General features: G+C 72.0%; 13 protein-coding genes and 1 tRNA gene. 12 read left to right on the plus strand and 2 right to left on the minus strand.

Annotated elements, in window-relative coordinates:
• Positions 1–73: 73 nt before the first annotated feature.
• The 9 genes from ACE7GA_RS18520 to ACE7GA_RS18560 all read left to right on the plus strand — a co-directional run bounded on the left by ACE7GA_RS18520 (position 74) and on the right by ACE7GA_RS18560 (position 12,333).
• Complete coding sequence (locus tag ACE7GA_RS18520; protein ID WP_376089738.1) at positions 74–3,511, plus strand: indolepyruvate ferredoxin oxidoreductase family protein; 3,438 nt, start codon at positions 74–76, stop codon at positions 3,509–3,511.
• A gap of 258 nt (positions 3,512–3,769) precedes the next feature.
• Positions 3,770–4,576: an FkbM family methyltransferase gene (locus tag ACE7GA_RS18525; protein ID WP_376089741.1), complete on the plus strand. Its 807-nt coding sequence runs from the start codon at positions 3,770–3,772 to the stop codon at positions 4,574–4,576.
• A 151-nt stretch (positions 4,577–4,727) separates the two neighbouring features.
• Entirely contained in the window at positions 4,728–5,900 is a 1,173-nt protein-coding gene (locus ACE7GA_RS18530) for an acyl-CoA dehydrogenase family protein (protein WP_376089745.1), read from the plus strand.
• A gap of 172 nt (positions 5,901–6,072) precedes the next feature.
• Complete coding sequence (locus ACE7GA_RS18535) at positions 6,073–8,058, plus strand: HWE histidine kinase domain-containing protein (protein ID WP_376089747.1); 1,986 nt, start codon at positions 6,073–6,075, stop codon at positions 8,056–8,058.
• Between the two features lie 49 nt (positions 8,059–8,107).
• Positions 8,108–8,740 (plus strand): maleylacetoacetate isomerase, encoded by a 633-nt coding sequence (maiA, locus tag ACE7GA_RS18540; RefSeq protein ID WP_376089750.1) that lies wholly within the window; start codon positions 8,108–8,110, stop codon positions 8,738–8,740.
• On the plus strand, positions 8,730–9,101 hold the full coding sequence (locus ACE7GA_RS18545; RefSeq protein ID WP_376089753.1) for a hypothetical protein: 372 nt from the start codon (positions 8,730–8,732) through the stop codon (positions 9,099–9,101). Before maiA ends, ACE7GA_RS18545 begins: the two co-directional genes overlap by 11 nt.
• Positions 9,102–9,276: 175 nt before the next feature.
• On the plus strand, positions 9,277–10,668 hold the full coding sequence (locus ACE7GA_RS18550; RefSeq protein ID WP_376089756.1) for a M20/M25/M40 family metallo-hydrolase: 1,392 nt from the start codon (positions 9,277–9,279) through the stop codon (positions 10,666–10,668).
• 82 nt (positions 10,669–10,750) lie between these two features.
• Positions 10,751–11,278, plus strand: a complete 528-nt coding sequence (locus tag ACE7GA_RS18555) for an EF-hand domain-containing protein (protein ID WP_376089759.1) — start codon at positions 10,751–10,753, stop codon at positions 11,276–11,278.
• Positions 11,279–11,406: 128 nt separating this feature from the next.
• A complete protein-coding gene (locus ACE7GA_RS18560; RefSeq protein WP_376089762.1) occupies positions 11,407–12,333 on the plus strand; it encodes a manganese catalase family protein in 927 nt (308 codons plus the stop codon).
• A gap of 13 nt (positions 12,334–12,346) precedes the next feature.
• Here ACE7GA_RS18560 and ACE7GA_RS18565 read toward each other — a convergent pair.
• Positions 12,347–12,421, minus strand: a tRNA-Val gene (locus ACE7GA_RS18565).
• Between the two features lie 136 nt (positions 12,422–12,557).
• Between ACE7GA_RS18565 and ACE7GA_RS18570 the strand changes: the two genes are divergently transcribed.
• Positions 12,558–13,325: a DUF3108 domain-containing protein gene (locus ACE7GA_RS18570; protein WP_376100358.1), complete on the plus strand. Its 768-nt coding sequence runs from the start codon at positions 12,558–12,560 to the stop codon at positions 13,323–13,325.
• A gap of 4 nt (positions 13,326–13,329) precedes the next feature.
• Here ACE7GA_RS18570 and ACE7GA_RS18575 read toward each other — a convergent pair whose 3' ends face one another.
• Entirely contained in the window at positions 13,330–13,965 is a 636-nt protein-coding gene (locus ACE7GA_RS18575; protein ID WP_376089765.1) for an HAD family hydrolase, read from the minus strand.
• Between the two features lie 90 nt (positions 13,966–14,055).
• Here ACE7GA_RS18575 and glmU point away from each other — a divergent pair, with 90 nt between their 5' ends.
• Together glmU and glmS are read left to right on the plus strand one after the other, a co-directional pair.
• Positions 14,056–15,378 (plus strand): bifunctional UDP-N-acetylglucosamine diphosphorylase/glucosamine-1-phosphate N-acetyltransferase GlmU, encoded by a 1,323-nt coding sequence (glmU, locus tag ACE7GA_RS18580; RefSeq protein ID WP_376089768.1) that lies wholly within the window; start codon positions 14,056–14,058, stop codon positions 15,376–15,378.
• Positions 15,378–17,201, plus strand: a complete 1,824-nt coding sequence (glmS, locus tag ACE7GA_RS18585) for a glutamine--fructose-6-phosphate transaminase (isomerizing) (protein ID WP_376089771.1) — start codon at positions 15,378–15,380, stop codon at positions 17,199–17,201. The genes glmU and glmS overlap by 1 nt, the downstream gene beginning before the upstream one ends.

A 17,201-nucleotide genomic window follows, 5' to 3' on the forward strand; every position in this document is an offset into this window, starting at 1 on the left:
AGGAAACGCCGGTGCAGCCAGGGCATTCTCTCCCCAGATAAGGGGCCGAATCGCCCCGTGGGAGCGTTGCGTCATGGGTACCGTCCGGCGTCCGACCGTCAGCCTCGATGACCGCTGGGCCTCTGCCTCCGACCCCGTGCTGATGACGGGGGTGCAGGCGCTGGTGCGGCTGCCGCTGGCGCAGCGGGAATTGGACGCGGCACGGGGGCTGGACACGGCGGGGTTCGTGACGGGCTACCGCGGCTCGCCGCTCGGGACTTATGACAAGGAACTGCTGAAGCAGAAGAAGCGACTGGACGCGGCGGGGGTCGTGTTCCAGCCCGGGCTGAACGAGGACCTGGCGGCGACGGCGGCCTGGGGGACGCAGCAGGTCAACCTGTTCAACGACGGCAGGAAGGCCGGGGTCTTCGCGATCTGGTACGCCAAGGGCCCCGGCGTGGACCGCTCGGGCGATGCGATCCGGCACGCCAATTCGGCGGGGACGGCGCCGCTAGGCGGAGTGCTCGCGCTGGCGGGGGACGATCCGTCGGCGAAATCCTCCACCGTCGCGAACGCGACCGAGCATACCTTCATGGACCTGGAGGTGCCCTACCTCGACCCCGCCGGCGTCGCGGAGGTGCTGGAGTTCGGGCTGAAGGGGATCGCGATGTCGCGCTTCTCCGGCCTCTGGTCCGCGATGAAGTGCGTGGCGGACACGATGGACGCCTCGGCGACCTTCCGGGCCGATGCGCTGGCCTGGATGCCCGTGATCCCCGAGGGCGACTTCGAAGGCGTGGACGGGCGGCACATCCGCATCCCCGACGTGGTGCTGGCGCAGGAGCGGCGCCTCCGGCTCGTGCGGCTGCCTGCGGCGGTGGCCTTCGCGCGGGCCAACGGCCTGAACCCGGTCGTGCTGGACAGCCCGCGCGCCCGGATCGGGATCGCGGCGCGGGGCAAGGCCTATGCGACGCTGCGGCAGGCGATGCTCGACCTCGGCGTCACCGAGGAGGTCGCGCGCCTCATGGGACTGCGAGTCTGGAAGGTGGGGCTGGCCTGGCCGCTGGATGCCGTCGCGGCCCGTGACTTCGCGAAGGGTCTGGAGGAAATCCTCGTCGTCGAGGACCGGCGATCCTTCCTCGAGGCGCAGTTACGCGAGGCGCTCTACGGCACGCCCGACGCGCCGCGGATCACCGGCAAGCGGAACGCCGATGGTTCGCCGCTGCTGTCGGAACTGACGGAACTCGATGCAGCCGCCGTGGCGCGGGCGCTGGATGCGCGGCTGCCGCGGGACGCGCGCCATGAGCGCTTCGCCGCGCGCATCGCCGAACTGGACGGCCTTCGCCAGGCCGACCGTGCTCCGGTCACGCTTCGGGAACCCTGGTTCTGCCCGGGCTGCCCGCACAATTCCTCGACGAAGGTGCCGGAGGGGTCCCGCGGCATGGCGGGCATCGGGTGCCACTACATGGTCACCTGGATGGACCGGAACTCCGTCACATTCACCCACATGGGCGGCGAGGGAATGCCGTGGCTGGGCCAGGCGCCCTTCGTGGAGGCGCACCACGTCTTCACCAACCTCGGTGACGGAACCTACGCCCATTCGGGCAGCCTCGCGATCCGCGCGGCGATCGCTGCGAAGGCGAACATAACCTACAAGATCCTCGTCAACGGCGCGGTTGCGATGACGGGCGGGCAGACGCCGGATGCCGAGGCGACGGTGCCGCGGATTGCCGCGCAGATGGCGGCGGAAGGCGCGGCGCGCATCGTCGTCGTCTCCGACGATCCGGAGCGGCATCGCGGCGATCCGCTGATGCCCGCGGGCGTCGCCTTCGAGCACCGGGATCGGCTCGACGCGGTTCAGAAGGACTTGCGTGACGTCCCCGGCGTCACGGTCCTGATCTACGACCAGGAATGCGCGACGGAGCGCCGGCGTCACCGCAAGCGTGGGATGGCCGCGGCCGCGACGAAGCGCGTCGTCATCAACGCCCGGGTCTGTGAGGATTGCGGCGATTGCGGCGTGCAGTCCAACTGCCTCGCGGTGCAGCCCGTGATGACGGAGTTCGGGCGGAAGCGGCAGATCGACCAGTCCGCCTGCAACCAGGATTTTTCGTGCCTCAAGGGCTTTTGCCCGTCCTTCGTGACTCTGGAAGGCGCGGAGGTCGCAGCGCATGAGGGCGGGGCGGTGGTGCCGGAGAACCTGCCGGAACCCGCACTGCCGACGTTGCGCGGGGAGGCCTGGAACATCGCCGTTGCCGGCATCGGCGGGCAGGGGGTGACGGCGTTGTCGGCGATCCTGGCAATGGCGGCGCATCTGGACGGGCGTCCCGTTCGGACGATGGACCAGTTGGGCCTGGCGCAGAAGGGCGGCGGTGTGCAGGCGCAGCTTCGCATCGGCGCGCCGGGCGCCGCGCCGGAGACGCTGGCGGGGCCGCGGATCGGGGCGGGGCAGGCGGACCTGCTCATCGCCTCCGACATGGTCGGGGCGCATGGGCGGGTGGTGCGGCCGCTGCTATCGGCGGAGCGCACGGCGATCGTTCTGAACGCGGACCTCGCGCCGACGGCGGGCTACCTGAAGGGCAAGACCGGCGGCGAGATCGAGGCGATGGTCGGCAGCCTGCGTGGCGCGTCGCGGGACCTGCTGGCGATCCCCGCGGCGCATGCGGTGGAGGAGTCCTTCGGGGACGTCATCTACCTCAACGTTTTCCTCCTCGGCGTCGCCTTCCAGCGCGGGCTCGTGCCGCTCTCCGACGCCGCGATCCGGCGGGCGCTGGAGATGAACGGCACGGCGGTCGAGAACAACGTCAAGGCCTTCGACCTCGGCCGCGCGGCGGCCCTGGCCGGGCCCGCGGCGCCGCGCGCGCCGGAGACGACGGAAGCGCTGGTCGCGCGCCGCGTTGCCGACCTGACGGACTACCAGGACGCGACCTATGCGCGGTCCTACGCCGACCTCGTCGCGACGGTGCGGCAGGCGGAGGCCGCGGTGGCGTCGGATGACCGCCTGACGCGGGCGGTGGCGCAGGCCCTGTACCGGCTGATGGCCTACAAGGACGAGTACGAGGTGGCCCGCCTGCACGCCGACACCGGCTTCCGGCAGGACCTCGCGCGGCGCTTCACCGGCACGAAGCGGCTTGTCATGCACCTCGCCCCGCCGGTGCTGACGAAGCGCAACCCGGACACCGGCTTGCCGGTGAAGCAGCAGTTCGGGCCCTGGATGATGCGGGCCATGGGGCTGCTGCGGCACGGGAAGGTGCTGCGGGGCACGGCCCTCGACCCCTTCGGCCGGACGGAGGAGCGGCGGACGGAACGGGCGCTCATCCGGGAATTCCGCGAGGCGTTGCTGGCCATGCTCCCGCGCCTGGCTGCCGGCAACCGCGACGCCCTGGTCGCCTGGGTGGAGGCCTGGAACGCCATCCGCGGCTTCGGCCACGTGAAGGCCCGGAACCTCGAGGCGGCGCGCCCGCGGATCGCCGCGACGGCCGACGCCTTCGCACGTGACGGGACGGTCGCACCGACGAGGGAGGCCGTTGCGGCCTGACGCGCGGCCCGGGCGGGGCTGCCGCCCGGTCGGCGCGCCGCCCGCCCGATCACAGATGGAGCAGCGCGGCACCGGGCCAGTGCGCGCCCCGGCCGATGGAGTATGTCACCCCCCATCGGCCCGCGTGTGCCGGGCGCGTCGGATCGCGGGCCCGGGGCGGCTGCGAGGGTTGCGGAGGGACGATCGGGAATGATGAGGCAGTTGGTGCCGCCTGCCGTGAGGGCCCTGCGCTGGCGCCTCCCGAGGATGGTGTCGTGGATGCGGTCCACCGAGGCCTATGCGCGGGCGCCCCTCCGCACGACGTCGCGTGCCGCGCGCTTCGTCCTGCACGAGCTGAACGGCGGGGACGTCACGTTCCGGTCGCCGGAGGGCCTCGTCTTCTCGACGATGCCGAACAACTTCAGTTCCTTCGCCGTCGTCGTGGACGGCGCGCGCGACCTGGCGATCTGGCGTTTCGTCGAGCGCAGGCTGGGGCGCGGCGCGGTCTTCGTGGACGTTGGAGCCAATATCGGCACCTACTCGCTGCCGGCCGCACGGCTCGTCGGGGCAGAGGGTCGGGTCATCGCCTTCGAGGCGCATCCGAGGACCTACGCCTACCTGCGGCGGAACGTCGAGGCGAACGCCTTGCGGCAGGTCGTCCCGGTTCACATGGCGCTGGGGGATGGCGACGGCGAGGTCACCATGACCTTCGAGGACGCCAATCCCGGGGAGACCCATGTCTCGGCGCAGGATGCGGCGCCCGGCGCGGCCCGGGTCCGTCTCGGCACCCTGGACGATGCGTTGCGGGACCTCGGGGCGGAGCGGGTGGACTACCTGAAGATCGACGTGGAGGGTTTCGAGCTGCCGGTTCTTCGGGGCGCGGTCCGGACGGTCGGCGGGAACCCCGGCATCGTTGTTCAGACGGAACTCGTGAACGGCTACGCCGCGCGCTACGGCCATCGCGTGGCCGATGTCGTGACACTCCTGCGGGACCTGGGCCTGGAGCCCTGGTGCGCGCGTCCGGACGGGACGGTCGAGGCCGTGTCCGGCGAGCCGGCGGGCGACGTCCTTTGGATGCGGCCCTGACGCATTCGGCCGCGCCAGTCCGGACGCGCCGCGAACCACAGGCGTCGCGAGAGACTGGGAACTTGCGACGCCCCCCATTCAGGTGTTGAACGCGATCCCAGCAACGAACACCGGGTTCGCCCCTGCGAAGAACGGGACCACGGGAGACGCCATGCCGCTCGACAACGCTCCCCCTTCCACCGCCGCCTTCGACCTTCCGGAGGACACGCAGGCGCTGCGCGAGACCGCGCTCGCCTTCGCGAAGGACGTGCTCGCGCCCAAAGCCTTGGAATGGGACCTGGACAAGCACTTCCCGGTCGAGGAGATGCGGCAGGCCGCCGAGCTCGGCATGGCCGCGATCTACGTGCGCGAGGATTCCGGCGGCTCCGGCCTGTCGCGCCTCGATGCCGCGGTGATCTTCGAGGCGCTGGCGACGGGATGCCCTACGACCTCCGCGTTCCTGTCCATCCACAACATGGTGGCCTGGATGATCGACCGCTGGGGCAGCGAGGCCCAGCGGGCGCTGTGGTTGCCGAAGCTCGTCACGATGGAGCTGATCGCCTCCTATTGCCTGACGGAGCCGGGGTCGGGCTCGGACGCCGCGGCACTGCGCACGCGCGCCGTGCGGACGAACGACGGCTACGTGCTGAACGGGGCGAAGCAGTTCATCTCTGGCGCGGGGGCCTCGGACCTGTACCTGACGATGGTGCGCACGGGGGGCGACACGCCGGACGGGATCTCCGCGCTGCTGATCCCGAAGGACGCGCCGGGCCTGTCCTTCGGCGCGAACGAGCGGAAGATGGGCTGGAACGCGCAGCCGACCCGCACCGTGGTGATGGAGGACGCGAAGGTCTCCGCCGACGCGCTGCTCGGCGAGGAAGGGCAGGGCTTCCGCATGGCGATGGCCGGCCTCGACGGCGGGCGGCTGAACATCGCGGCCTGCTCGATCGGCGGAGCGCAGCGTGCGCTCGATATCGCGCTGGACTACGTGCGGGAGCGCCGTGCCTTCGGCAAGGCGGTCGCCGATTTCCAGGCGACCCAGTTCCGGCTGGCCGACATGGCAACGGAGCTGGAGGCGAGCCGCGCCCTGCTCTGGCGCGCCTGCGGGAAACTGGACGCCAAGGCGGCGGACGCGACGGCCTTCTGCGCCATGGCCAAGCGCTTCGTGACGGATACCTGCTTCAAGGTCACCGACGATGCGCTGCAGCTGCTCGGCGGCTACGGCTACCTGCACGACTACGGGATCGAGAAGCTCGTCCGCGACCTGCGCGTGCACCGGATCCTCGAGGGCACGAACGAGGTCATGCGCCTGATCGTCTCGCGCCACGTGCTGGGCCGGCGGTAGTTGCGTTTCTGCCTGAATCGGTGAGAACTCGGGTGAGGGCCGGTCGCCGCTTGCGGCAATCACGGGGACCGTTACCTCAGGCTTGCACCACGTCGGTCTCGTGTAGGGGGATGTGTCCGTAGCGGTCAGGACCTATTCAGCGGCTCCAAGCCGAAGGACCGGGCTCGGGCTCGTGCTCGCCGGCGCGCTCGTGATCCCGCTGCTCGCGCTCTCGGCACTCGCCTGGCTGGGCTGGCGCGAGACCTGGGCCGGGGCGGAGCGCGAGCTGTCCCGCAGCGCGGAAGCCGGGGCGGAATACTCCCTTCGGCTCGTAGAGGGGCAGCGTCTCGCTGCGGACACGGCCAACGACATCCTCGCCGGGCTGAGGGACGAGGAGATCCGCAGCCGGGAGGCTGAACTGCACGCGCGGCTGCGGGAACGCGTGCCGCGCCTGCCCCTCGTGCAAACTGTCGTCGTGCTGGACCGCGAGGCCCGCCCGCTCGTCTCGGCTGACACCTTCCCGGTCCCCCGGGACCTTCGGTTCGACGACCGCGAATGGGTGCAGGCCCTGCGCGCGCCGGCCCCGCCGCCCCTGCACGTCAGCAGCGTCCAGGTCGGGCGCCTCAACGGGTTCCTGTTCTACGGCGTGTCGCGACGGCGGGAGAACACGGGGAACGCCATGCCGCCCGGCGCCTATGACGGGCTGGTGAACATCTCGGTCAACCCCAACGCGGTGGCGCGTGGGTTCGGAACGATCGGCGGGGAGCCGGGGGACGTGGCCTCCCTCGTCCGCGCGGACGGGGAGGTGCTCGTGCGCACGCCCGGGTTCCCGGAGCGCCTGCCCCAGATCCCGCGCGGCAGCTCCCTGCGGGACGCGGCCGCGCGGGGCGACCGTGCCGGTGTCTACCTTGGCCAGACGCTCGGGCTGGCTGGCGATCGGGCGGGCGATGCGCGGCTCATCGCCTTCCGCCGGGTCGGCGACCTGCCGCTCTACGTGACCCTGGCGCGGCCGACGCCGCTGATCGTCGCGCGGTGGCGGGAGACGTTGCGCCGGCAACTCGCCATCGGCATCCCGACGATCATGGCGCTCGTCGGCCTTGCCTGGCTGGCGCTCCGGCGCTCGAGGGCCGCGGAGACGGCGGAGGCTGCGCTGCGGCGCGAGGTCGCGGAGCGCGCGACGGCCGAGGCCCGGCGCGCCGCGGAGGCGCGGTTTCGCGGCGTCTTCGAGAGCAGGGTCGTGGGCATGGCCGTCCATGACCTGCCCTCCGGCGATACCCTGCTCGCGAATGACCGCCTGCTGGAGATGACGGGACAGACCCGCGCGGACCTGGATGCCGGGCGCTTCGACCTGTCCCGCGCGACGCCGGAGGAGGCGCGCGCCCTGGACGAAGCGGCACTGGAGGAGGCGCGGCGGCGGGGCTGGTGGGACCCCTACGAGACGGAGTTCGTCCAGCACGACGGGTCGCGGCTTGCCGTCCGCGTCTCGTCTGCGCCCCTGCCCGGCGAACCTGGGCGGCTCGTCGTCATGGTCCAGGACATCTCGGAGCAGCGGGAGGCGGAGACGCGGCGCGACCTGCTGCGGCGTGAGGTGGACCACCGGGCGAAGAACGCGCTCGCCACGGCGCAGGCCGCGGTGCGGCTGACCGACGCGCCGGACCTGGAGAGCTTTCGCCGCGAGGTGGATGGCCGCATCGGTGCCCTGGCCCGGGCGATCGAGATGCTGGCCGCCACGGGTTGGCAGGGCGTCGGCCTCCGCGATCTGATCGAGGCCGAGCTGGCGCCGTTCGTCGCGGGGACCGGGCGCGCCCGGCCGCGGACCGTCCTCCGAGGCGCCGCGGTGATGCTGCGGGCCTGGGCGGTGCAGCCCCTGGCCATGGCCCTGCACGAGCTCGCCACCAACGCGACGAAATACGGGGCGCTCTCCCGCGCCGACGGCGTCGTGACGATCGACTGGGACGTGCGCGGCGGGGATCTCCGCCTCACCTGGCACGAGAGGGGCGGGCCGGCGCTGGCGGGCGCACCGTCGGGCCGCGGCTTCGGGACCCGGGTGATCGAGGGCACCGTGCAACGCCAGCTCGGCGGCGTGATGGAGCGGGCCTGGGACCCCGAGGGGCTGGCCTGTGCGATCAGCCTTCCGGCGGCTCGGATCCTGGAGGCGGAGCCGGCGGTCGTCGCCTGAAAGCCCGGCACGTTGACGCGGTGCGGCCCGGCCGTCACTTTCGTGCGGCATGCGTCTGCACGGCTACTATCGCTCCACCGCGTCCTGGCGGGTCCGGATCGGCCTCGCCCTGAAGGGGATCGCGGCGCAGGGCGCGTTCCATCACCTGCGCAAGGGGGAGCAGCGGGCGCCGGCCTTCCTGGCGCTGAACCCGCAGGGGCTGCTGCCGGCGCTGGAGACGAATGACGGCGCAGTTCTGACGCAGTCCCTCGCCATCCTTGAATGGCTGGAGGAGACGCACCCGGACCCGCCGCTGCTGCCGCGCGACGCCGTGGCGCGGGCGAAGGTGCGGGCCTTCGCGCTGGCGGTCGCCTGCGATATCCACCCGGTCCAGAACCTGAAGGTCCTCGCGCGACTTCGCGCCATGGGGCAGCCGGAGGATGCGGTGACCGGTTGGGCGCGCGACGTGATCGCCGAGGGGCTGGCGGCCTGCGAGGCGCTGGTCCGGGAGGGGCGCGGCCCCTTCCTGTTCGGGGATGCGCCGACGCTGGCCGACCTCTGCCTCGTCCCGCAGCTGTTCAACGCGCGCCGCTTCGCCGCGCCGCTGGACGGGCTGCCGAGGCTCCTCTCGGCGGAGGCCGCCTGCCTCGCGCTGCCACCATTCGCCGACACGGCGCCGGAGAAGCAGCCCGATGCGGAATAGCGCCGCCCTTGCCGTCCTGTTCTCCCTCGCCGCAGGGACCGAGGCGTTGGCGCAATCCACGCTGACGACCGTCGTCGTGCCGCCCGCCTCCGGGGTCGTGATCCCGCCGCGCGGCGCACCGGTGCCACGGATGGCCGCGCCCCCTGCCGGGGTCGCGAGGGCCGGGGCGCCGGTCGGGGTTGTGCGGACAGCGCCGCTGCCGTTCTCGACCCCGCCGGTGGTCCTGCCGGCGACGGGGATCGGTCTGGCCGCGCCGGGGATCGCGGCCATCGCGCTTCCGACGGTCGCGGCGGCCGTCCTTGGCGGCGGGGTGGTCGGCTCCCGCGGCGGATCCACCTCCGCGCCGGCGCGGACGCGCTAGGGGCGGCCCGGGGGCGGTCGCGCGGTGGCGGGTCTGCTCCTGCCGCGGTGACCCCGGCTCCTGGATCCCGACGACGGTCGGGCCGAGGCGAGCCCCGGGGCGTGCGGCGCGGACGGTCGCCTGGACAGGGCGCGGCCGCGGGTGCACGCAAGGGGGACCGAGCGCCAGGATCGCCATGCCCGACCGTGAATCCGCCATTGCCCGTGCCCAGGACATCTTCGACTCCGGGGCCTTCCGAGCGCGGCTGGATTCGCTCATCGCCATTCCATCGACCTCACAGGATCCGGGACACGACGCGGACCTGCGGCGCTATCTGGAGGATGGGATCGGGCCCTGGCTCGACTCGCTCGGCTTTGCCCGGGCGGTACACGCGAACCCGGAGGACGGCTTCGGCCCGATCCTGACGGCGAGCCGGATCGAGGACCCGTCGCTCCGGACGGTCCTTCTCTACGGTCACGGCGACACGGTTCGGGGGCTGGAGGATCAGTGGGCCGCTGGCATCGCGCCCTGGACGGTCACGGAACGCGACGGGCGCTGGTACGGGCGCGGCACGGCAGACAACAAGGGGCAGCACGCGATCAACCTCGCCGCGTTGGAGGCGGTGATGGCAGAGCGCGGCGGCAAGCTCGGCTTCAACGTGAAGCTCGTGCTGGAAATGGCGGAGGAGCGGGGGTCGCGGGGGCTGCGCGACTTCGTGGCGGCGCATCGGGAGGAACTGGCGGCGGATACGCTGATCGCCTCCGACGGGCCGCGGGTGGTGCCGGACCTGCCGACCATCGCGACGGGCACGCGGGGGACCTTCCACTTCGATCTCGTCGTCAAGTTGCGGGACGGCGGCGTGCATTCGGGCCATTGGGGCGGGCTGACGCGGGACCCGGCGATCCTGCTGTCGCATGCCGTCGCGTCCATCGTGGACCGGCACGGGCGGATCGCCGTGCGCGCATGGCTGCCGGGCGAGACGGTACCGGCCGAGGTAAGGCGCGTGCTGGAAGGCTGCCCCGTCGGCGGCGGTGGCGAGGCGGCGACGGTGGACCCGGGCTGGGGCGAGCCGGGGCTTTCCTCCGCCGAGAAGATCTACGGCTGGGCCTCCTTCATCGTGCTGGCAATGACGAGCGGGCGGCCGGAGAACCCCGTCAACGCCGTCGCACCCGACGCGCGCGCGCATTGCCAGATCCGCTACACCGTGGATTCCGACACCGACCGCTTCGAGCCGGCGCTGCGCGCGCACCTCGATGCCCAGGGGCTGGAGCTCGTGCGGATCGAGAATGCGGGCATCCGCATGCCGGCGTCGCGCACCGCGCCGGACCATCCCTGGGTGCGCTGGACGCAGGCGAGCATGGAGAGAAGCCTTGGCCGTCGCGTGCAGGTCATCCCGAACTCCTCCGGCGGGCTGCCGGGCGACGTCTTCGTGGACCACCTCGGCGTGCCGCTGGTCTGGATTCCCCACTCCTACAACGGCTGCAAGCAGCACGGGCCGGACGAGCACGTGATCCCCGCACTGGTGCGGGAGGGGATCACGGCCTTCGCGGGGATCTGGTGGGACCTGGGGGAGGGAGGGACGCCCTGAGTTGCGTCACGCTTCCTCACACGCCCCGCGTCGCAGCGTTACACGCCCGAGGTCATCTTCCGGACATCCCACGGAGACGACCATGACCCGAACCCGCAAGATCATCGCTGCCACCCTGATCGGCACGGCCGCCCTCGGCGCCGGCGTCGCCATCGCGCAGACCCGCCCGCACCACCACCGCGCCGCGATGGGCGAGCAGATGTTCAATGAGGCCGACGCCAATCGCGACGGCCGTATCACGCAGGAGGAGGGCTGGGCCGCCCTTTCCGCCCGCTTCGCACGCGCCGACGCCAACGGCGATGGCGGCGTGACCTGGGAGGAGTTCCGGACCTACGTCCAGGCGCAGATGCAGGCCGCCGGCCGCCCGATGCCCGCAGCCGACCGAGCCGGGCGGATGGAGGAGCGGGGCCAGGCGATGTTCCGCGCGCTCGACAGCGACCGCGACGGCAAGGTGACGCTTGCGGAGCTGCGGCCCTTCGCCGAGGCGATGTTCCGCATGCGCGACACGAACGGCGACGGCGCCCTGACGCGGGAGGAACTCCGCCCCCGCGGCCCACGCGGAGACCGCCCCGCCCCGGGCCAGCCGGCCCCCGCCCAGCCCGCGCGCTGAAGCCTCGGCGCTGAAGCCTCACCGCGGGCGGCGTCACGAATACGTCGCCCGCGGCCTGCGTAACGATGCCGATCCTTTGCCGCGAGCGGGCGTTGCGCCTGGACCGAACCAGGTGAAGGCCAGCCCGCATGTTCCTCCGCATCGACCGCTTGCAGACCGAACTTCCGCCGCCCCGGCGCAAGGACCCGAACGAGGCCGCGGCGCTTCAGGAGCTGCTCGGCGGCAAGTACGGGGAGATGTCCACGCTCGGGAACTACATGTTCCAGAGCTTCAACTTCCGCTCCAAGGCGAAGCTGCGGCCCTTCTACTCCCTCGTCGCGAACATCACGGCGGAGGAGTTGGGGCATGTCGAGCTCGTCTCCAACGGCGTCGCGATGATCAACAACGGGCCGGATTCGGAAGCCGACGACACGGGTGACGGCGGCGATATCTCTGGCGCGCCCTTCGCCTTGATGAAGGACATCCGTTCCGCCGCCTCCTTCCTCTCCCACGGCGGCGGCGCGGTGCCGGTGGATTCCAACTCGCAGTCCTGGAACCGCGATTTCGTGACGACGACGGGCAACCTCGTCACCGACCTGCTGCACAACTTCCACCTCGAGATCGGCGCGCGCCTGCACAAGCTGCGGGTCTACGAGACGGTGGTGGACCCCTGCGCGCGGGAGGTCTGCGGGTACCTTCTGGTCCGCGGCCAGGTCCACGCGCACGCCTACGCCCTGGCGCTGAAGAAGATCACCGGCGTGAATGTCGAGCAGATGCTGCCCGTGCCGAACATTCCGGCCGACCGCATCCCGGAATGCCAGAAGTACCTGGCGGAGGGCTCTCACCGTCGCCTCTACCGCTTCTCTCCCTCCGACTACGAGGAGATGCGGGGCATCTGGGGCGGTGGGGAGACGGCGCTGCCGGGTGATCCGCCGGGCGAGCTTGAGGTCGTGGACGGCCCTCCGGAGGGCGGCAAGATCCACGACCTGACGGGCCAGCCCAGCGCCTTCACCCCGGACTACGCACCGGAGGAAATGTTCGAGATCGCGACGAAGTTGTGGAAGAAGTCCCGGTAGCCCGCCGGGGCGGTGGTGGGCGCGACAGGGATTGAACCTGTGACCCTTCGCGTGTGAAGCGAATGCTCTCCCGCTGAGCTACGCGCCCGCGCCATCCGGGACGCGGGAGGTATCGTCGGCGCCCTCCCCGTGTCAAGGCGCGGGGACGGGCCATATGCTGCGGGCCACCCGATGGGAGACCCGCCGATGCGCCCCCCGCCGCAGCCGCCGTTGCCGCCCTCACCCTGCTCGCCGCCTCGCCGCTCCGGGCGGAGCGGGTGACCGCCGACTACGTCGTGCAGGCCATGGGCGTGACGGTCCTGGAGGTCCGGACCGTCCTCGATACCGATGAGCGGGGATACGGGATCGAGTTCACGAGCCGGTTGGTCGGCCTTCCCGCCACATTGATGGGCGAGGGGCGCCAGACCACCCGGGCGACGGGCACATGGACAGCAGCCGGCGTGCAGCCGGTCAGCTATGTCGGCCAGGGCACATGGCGCGGGGACCCGAGGCGGACGGTCCTTTCCTGGGACGGGAACCGGCCCGTGGTCCGCGATCTGCTGCCGCCGAACACCGCGGAGCGCGAGGAGGTGCCGGAGGCCGCCCGCCGCGGTACGGTGGACAGCCTCTCGGCCGTCGCCTTCCTCATCCGCCAGGTGCAGCGGGAACAGCGCTGCGAAGCCACGACGACGGTCTATGACGGCCGCCGCCTGACCCAGATGTCCGCCCGCACCGCGCGCTGGGAGATGCTGCCGCCCGTCCGCGGCGAATGGTCCGGCCGCGCCTTGCGGTGCGAGTTCGAGGGGCGGCTGACCGCCGGCTTCCGGTCCGGCGACAACCCCGCCGAGGCCGGCCGTCCGCAGCCCGGCACCGCCTGGCTGGCGGAGGTCTCGCCGGGCGCCATCATCCCCGTGCGCCTCGAGATCCCGAGCCGCTGGTTCGGGACGATGTCCGCGCACCTCGTCACGGCCAGGGTCGGTACGGAGGAGGCGCGGGCCCAGCCGCGGCGGTGACGGCTCAGGCCGGGCCGAGCAGCCCCGGTAGGTCGCCCGGCGCCCCGGCGACGCGCGCCCCGTCCGCCATGTCGGGCGGCCCATAGCCCCAGGCCGCGAAGATCGGCTCGATCCCCGCGCCGCGCGCGGCAAGCACGTCGTTCGCGTGGTCGCCGACCAGAACCGCCCCGTCGCGCGGGCATCCCATTCGCGCGAGCACGCCGAGCGGGTGCGCCGGGTCAGGCTTCCGGACCGGGAAGGGTCCCCCGCCGATCCCGTCGAGCAGCGGGGACAGGCCGAGACCGTCGAGCAGGCGGACCGCCAACCGCTCCGGCTTGTTCGTGCAGACGCCCAGGCGCCAGCCCGCGTCCCGCAGCGCGCTCAGCACCTCCAGCACGCCGTCGAAGACCGGCGCACCCTCGTCGCCCAGCGCCTCGTCGTTCAGGAAGTCCGCGAGCAGGGCTGGGCCGTAGGCCAGGTCCCGTGCCGCGCAGGCCCGGCGGACCAGCACCTCCGCCCCGTCGCCGATCATCCGCTCGACCTCCGGGCGCGGGAAGGCGGCCCGTCCGGCCGCCGTCATCAGCCGGTTCAGCGCGGCGGCGATCCCGCCCGCGCTGTCCACGAGGGTTCCGTCGAGGTCGAAGAGGGCGGCGCGGGGCATGGCCCCCGCTTGCCCCGGGTTTCGCAGCGCAACAAGGGTTGAGGAGGCCCCGGCTTGCGGCGTGGCCCTGAAACGGGGCCTATGCCCGGCATGGCGAACGCTGCGATCCTCCTCGCCGCCGGCATGGGCACGCGCATGAAGTCGGCGCTGCCGAAGGCGCTGCACCCCATCGCCGGTCGGCCGATGCTGCGGCACCTCCTCGCGGCTGTGGAGGGGGCCTTCGAACGCGTGGTCGTCGTCGTCGGCCCGGACATGCCCGCGCTGGAAAAGGCCGCCGCTCCGAACCCGACGGTCGTGCAGGCGGATAGGCTGGGGACCGCCCATGCCGCGCTCCAGGCCGCGCCGCTTCTGGACGGGTTCGAGGGCGACGTTGCCGTTCTCTATGCCGACAACCCGCTGATCGAGGCGGCGACGCTCCGGCGCCTCCTCGCCGCGCGGGCGAACGCGGACCTCGCCTTGCTGGCCATGCGCCCCGCCGACCCCGCACGCTACGGCCGCGTCCTGCCCCATCTGGATGGCGGCATCAGTCGGGTGGTCGAATGGAAGGACGCGACGGAGGCGGAGCGGGCGGTCGGCCTCTGCAACGTGGGCGTCGTCTGCGCCGCCGCCGCCGACCTGTTCCGCTGGCTGCGCGCCGTGCCGGCGAGCCCCGCGACCGGCGAATTCTACCTGACCGAGGTCGTGGCCCTGGCACGCGCCGAGGGGCGTCGTGCCGTCGCCGCCGAGGCGCCGGAGGCCGAATGCCGCGGCATCAACTCCCGCGCCGAACTGGCCGAGGCCGAGGCGCAGGTCCAGCGCGGGCTGCGTGCGCGGGCCATGGCGAACGGCGCCACCCTCGTCTCACCGGACAGCGTGACGTTCTGCCACGACACGGTGCTTGGGCAGGACGTGACGGTCGGCCCGAACGTCGTCTTCGCCCCGGGCGTCACGGTCGAGGACGAGGTTGACATCCGCGCCTTCTGTCACCTGGAAGGCGCAACCGTCCGCCGCGGCGCTGTCATCGGCCCCTTCGCCCGGCTGCGACCCGGAACGGTCGTCGGTGCCGCGGCCCATGTGGGGAACTTCGTGGAACTGAAGGCGGCCGTGCTGGGCGACGGTGCCAAGGCGAACCACCTCGCTTACCTCGGCGACGCGGAGATCGGGGCCAAGTCCAATATCGGGGCCGGAACGATCACCTGCAACTACGACGGCGTGAATAAGCACCGCACTAAAGTCGGCGCCGGAACGTTCGTCGGGTCCAACGCGACGCTCGTTGCGCCGTTGAGCTTGGGCGAAGGCGCCTTTGTGGCGGCCGGCAGCACCATTACCCAGGACGTGGAGGCCGACGCGATGGCCTTCGGGCGGGCGCGACAGGACGCTAAGCCCGGCCGCGCTGCGTCCTTCCGCGCCTCGCAGAAAAAGGAGCCCCGCTGATGTGCGGCATCGTCGGCGTCGTCGGTCGTGAGGATGCGGCCCCCCGGCTGCTGGAGGCCCTGCGCCGGCTGGAATACCGCGGCTACGACAGCGCGGGCATCGCGACGCTCGTGAACGGGCACGTGGATCGGCGGCGTGCCGAGGGGAAGCTCTCGAACCTCGCCTCCGTGCTGGACGGTGACCCGCTGCCCGGGACGACGGGGATCGGCCACACGCGCTGGGCGACGCACGGGGCGCCAACGACGCGGAACGCCCACCCGCACGGGACCGCGCGCGTCGCCGTCGTGCATAACGGCATCATCGAAAACCACGCGGAGTTGCGTGCGGAACTGGAAGCCAAGGGCCAGGAGTTCGAGACGGAGACGGATACCGAGACCTTCGCAAGGCTGGTCGACCACCATTTGGCCGAGGGGCAGTCGCCGGAGGAAGCGTTCTCCGGCGCGTTGAAGCGGGTGCACGGGGCCTTCGCGCTGGCCGCCATCTTCGCGGGACACAAGCGCAAGTTGCTGGCAGCCCGGCAGGGTGCGCCGCTCGCTATCGGCTACGGCGAGGGTGAGATGTTCGTCGGCTCCGATGCGCTGGCGCTGGCGCCGCTGACCCGCCGGATCGCGCACCTGAATGAGGGCGACTGGGCGGTGCTGGACGAGGCCTCCGCGCAGGTCTTCGACGCGGCGGACCGGCCGGTGGAGCGGGCGGTGAAGGTTACGGCGATCACCGGCGCCGCGATCGGCAAGGGCAACTACCGCCACTTCATGGAGAAGGAACTCCACGAGCACCCCGCGGTGATCGGCGACACGTTGACGCAATACGTGGACCCCGCGACGCGCGCCGTGGCGCGGCCCGACCTGCCTTTCGACCCGGCGACGCTGCCACGCCTCTGGCTCTCGGGCTGCGGGTCGGCCTTCCTGGTCTGCCAGACCGCGCGCTACTGGTTCGAGACGATCGCGCGCATCCCCTGCGACGCCGACGTGGCCTCCGAACTGCGCTACCGCGACCCGCCGCTCGCGAAGGGCGGGTCGGCGCTGTTCGTGTCGCAGTCGGGGGAGACGGCGGACAACCTCGCCGCGATGAAGATGCTGCGGAACGGCGGGCAATCGCTGGTGTCCGTCGTCAACGTGCCGGAGAGCAGCATGGCGCGCGAGAGCGACGCCACGCTGATGACAGTGGCCGGGCCGGAGATCGCGGTGGCCTCGACCAAGGCCTTCACGGCGCAGCTGTCGGTGATGGCCTGCCTCGCGCTGAACTTCGCGCGCGCGCGCGGCGCGATTTCTGTCGAGGAGGAAGCGCGGCTCACCAGCGCGCTGCTCGAGGTGCCGGAGCACGCGGCAACCATCCTGGAGCGCGGCGGGGAGATCGAGGAGGTCGCGAACGAGGTCAAGGAAGCGCGGGACGTCCTTTTTCTCGCGCGTGGAAGCCTCTTCCCCATCGCGATGGAAGGCGCGCTGAAGCTGAAGGAGATCAGCTACATCCACGCCGAGGGCTACGCCGCCGGCGAGATGAAGCACGGCCCCATCGCGTTGATCGATTCCAGCGTGCCGGTCATCTCCCTCTGTCCGTCCGGACCGCTGTTCGAGAAGACGGCGTCGAACTTGCAGGAAGCGGCGGCGCGGGGCGGGAAGATCATCGCCTTCACCGATGCGGAGGGCGCGCCGGCGCTGCGGCGCTTCGCACATCGCGTCGTCGTGCTGCCGACGGTGGATCCCTTCGTGACGCCGATCCTCTACGCGATACCGGTGCAGCTTCTCGCCTATCAGGTCGCGGTGCTGAAGGGGACGGACGTCGACCAGCCGCGGAACCTCGCGAAGTCCGTGACGGTGGAATAG

Source organism: Roseomonas sp. CCTCC AB2023176, from assembly GCF_042259275.1.
Taxonomy (GTDB): Bacteria; Pseudomonadota; Alphaproteobacteria; order Acetobacterales; family Acetobacteraceae; genus Roseomonas.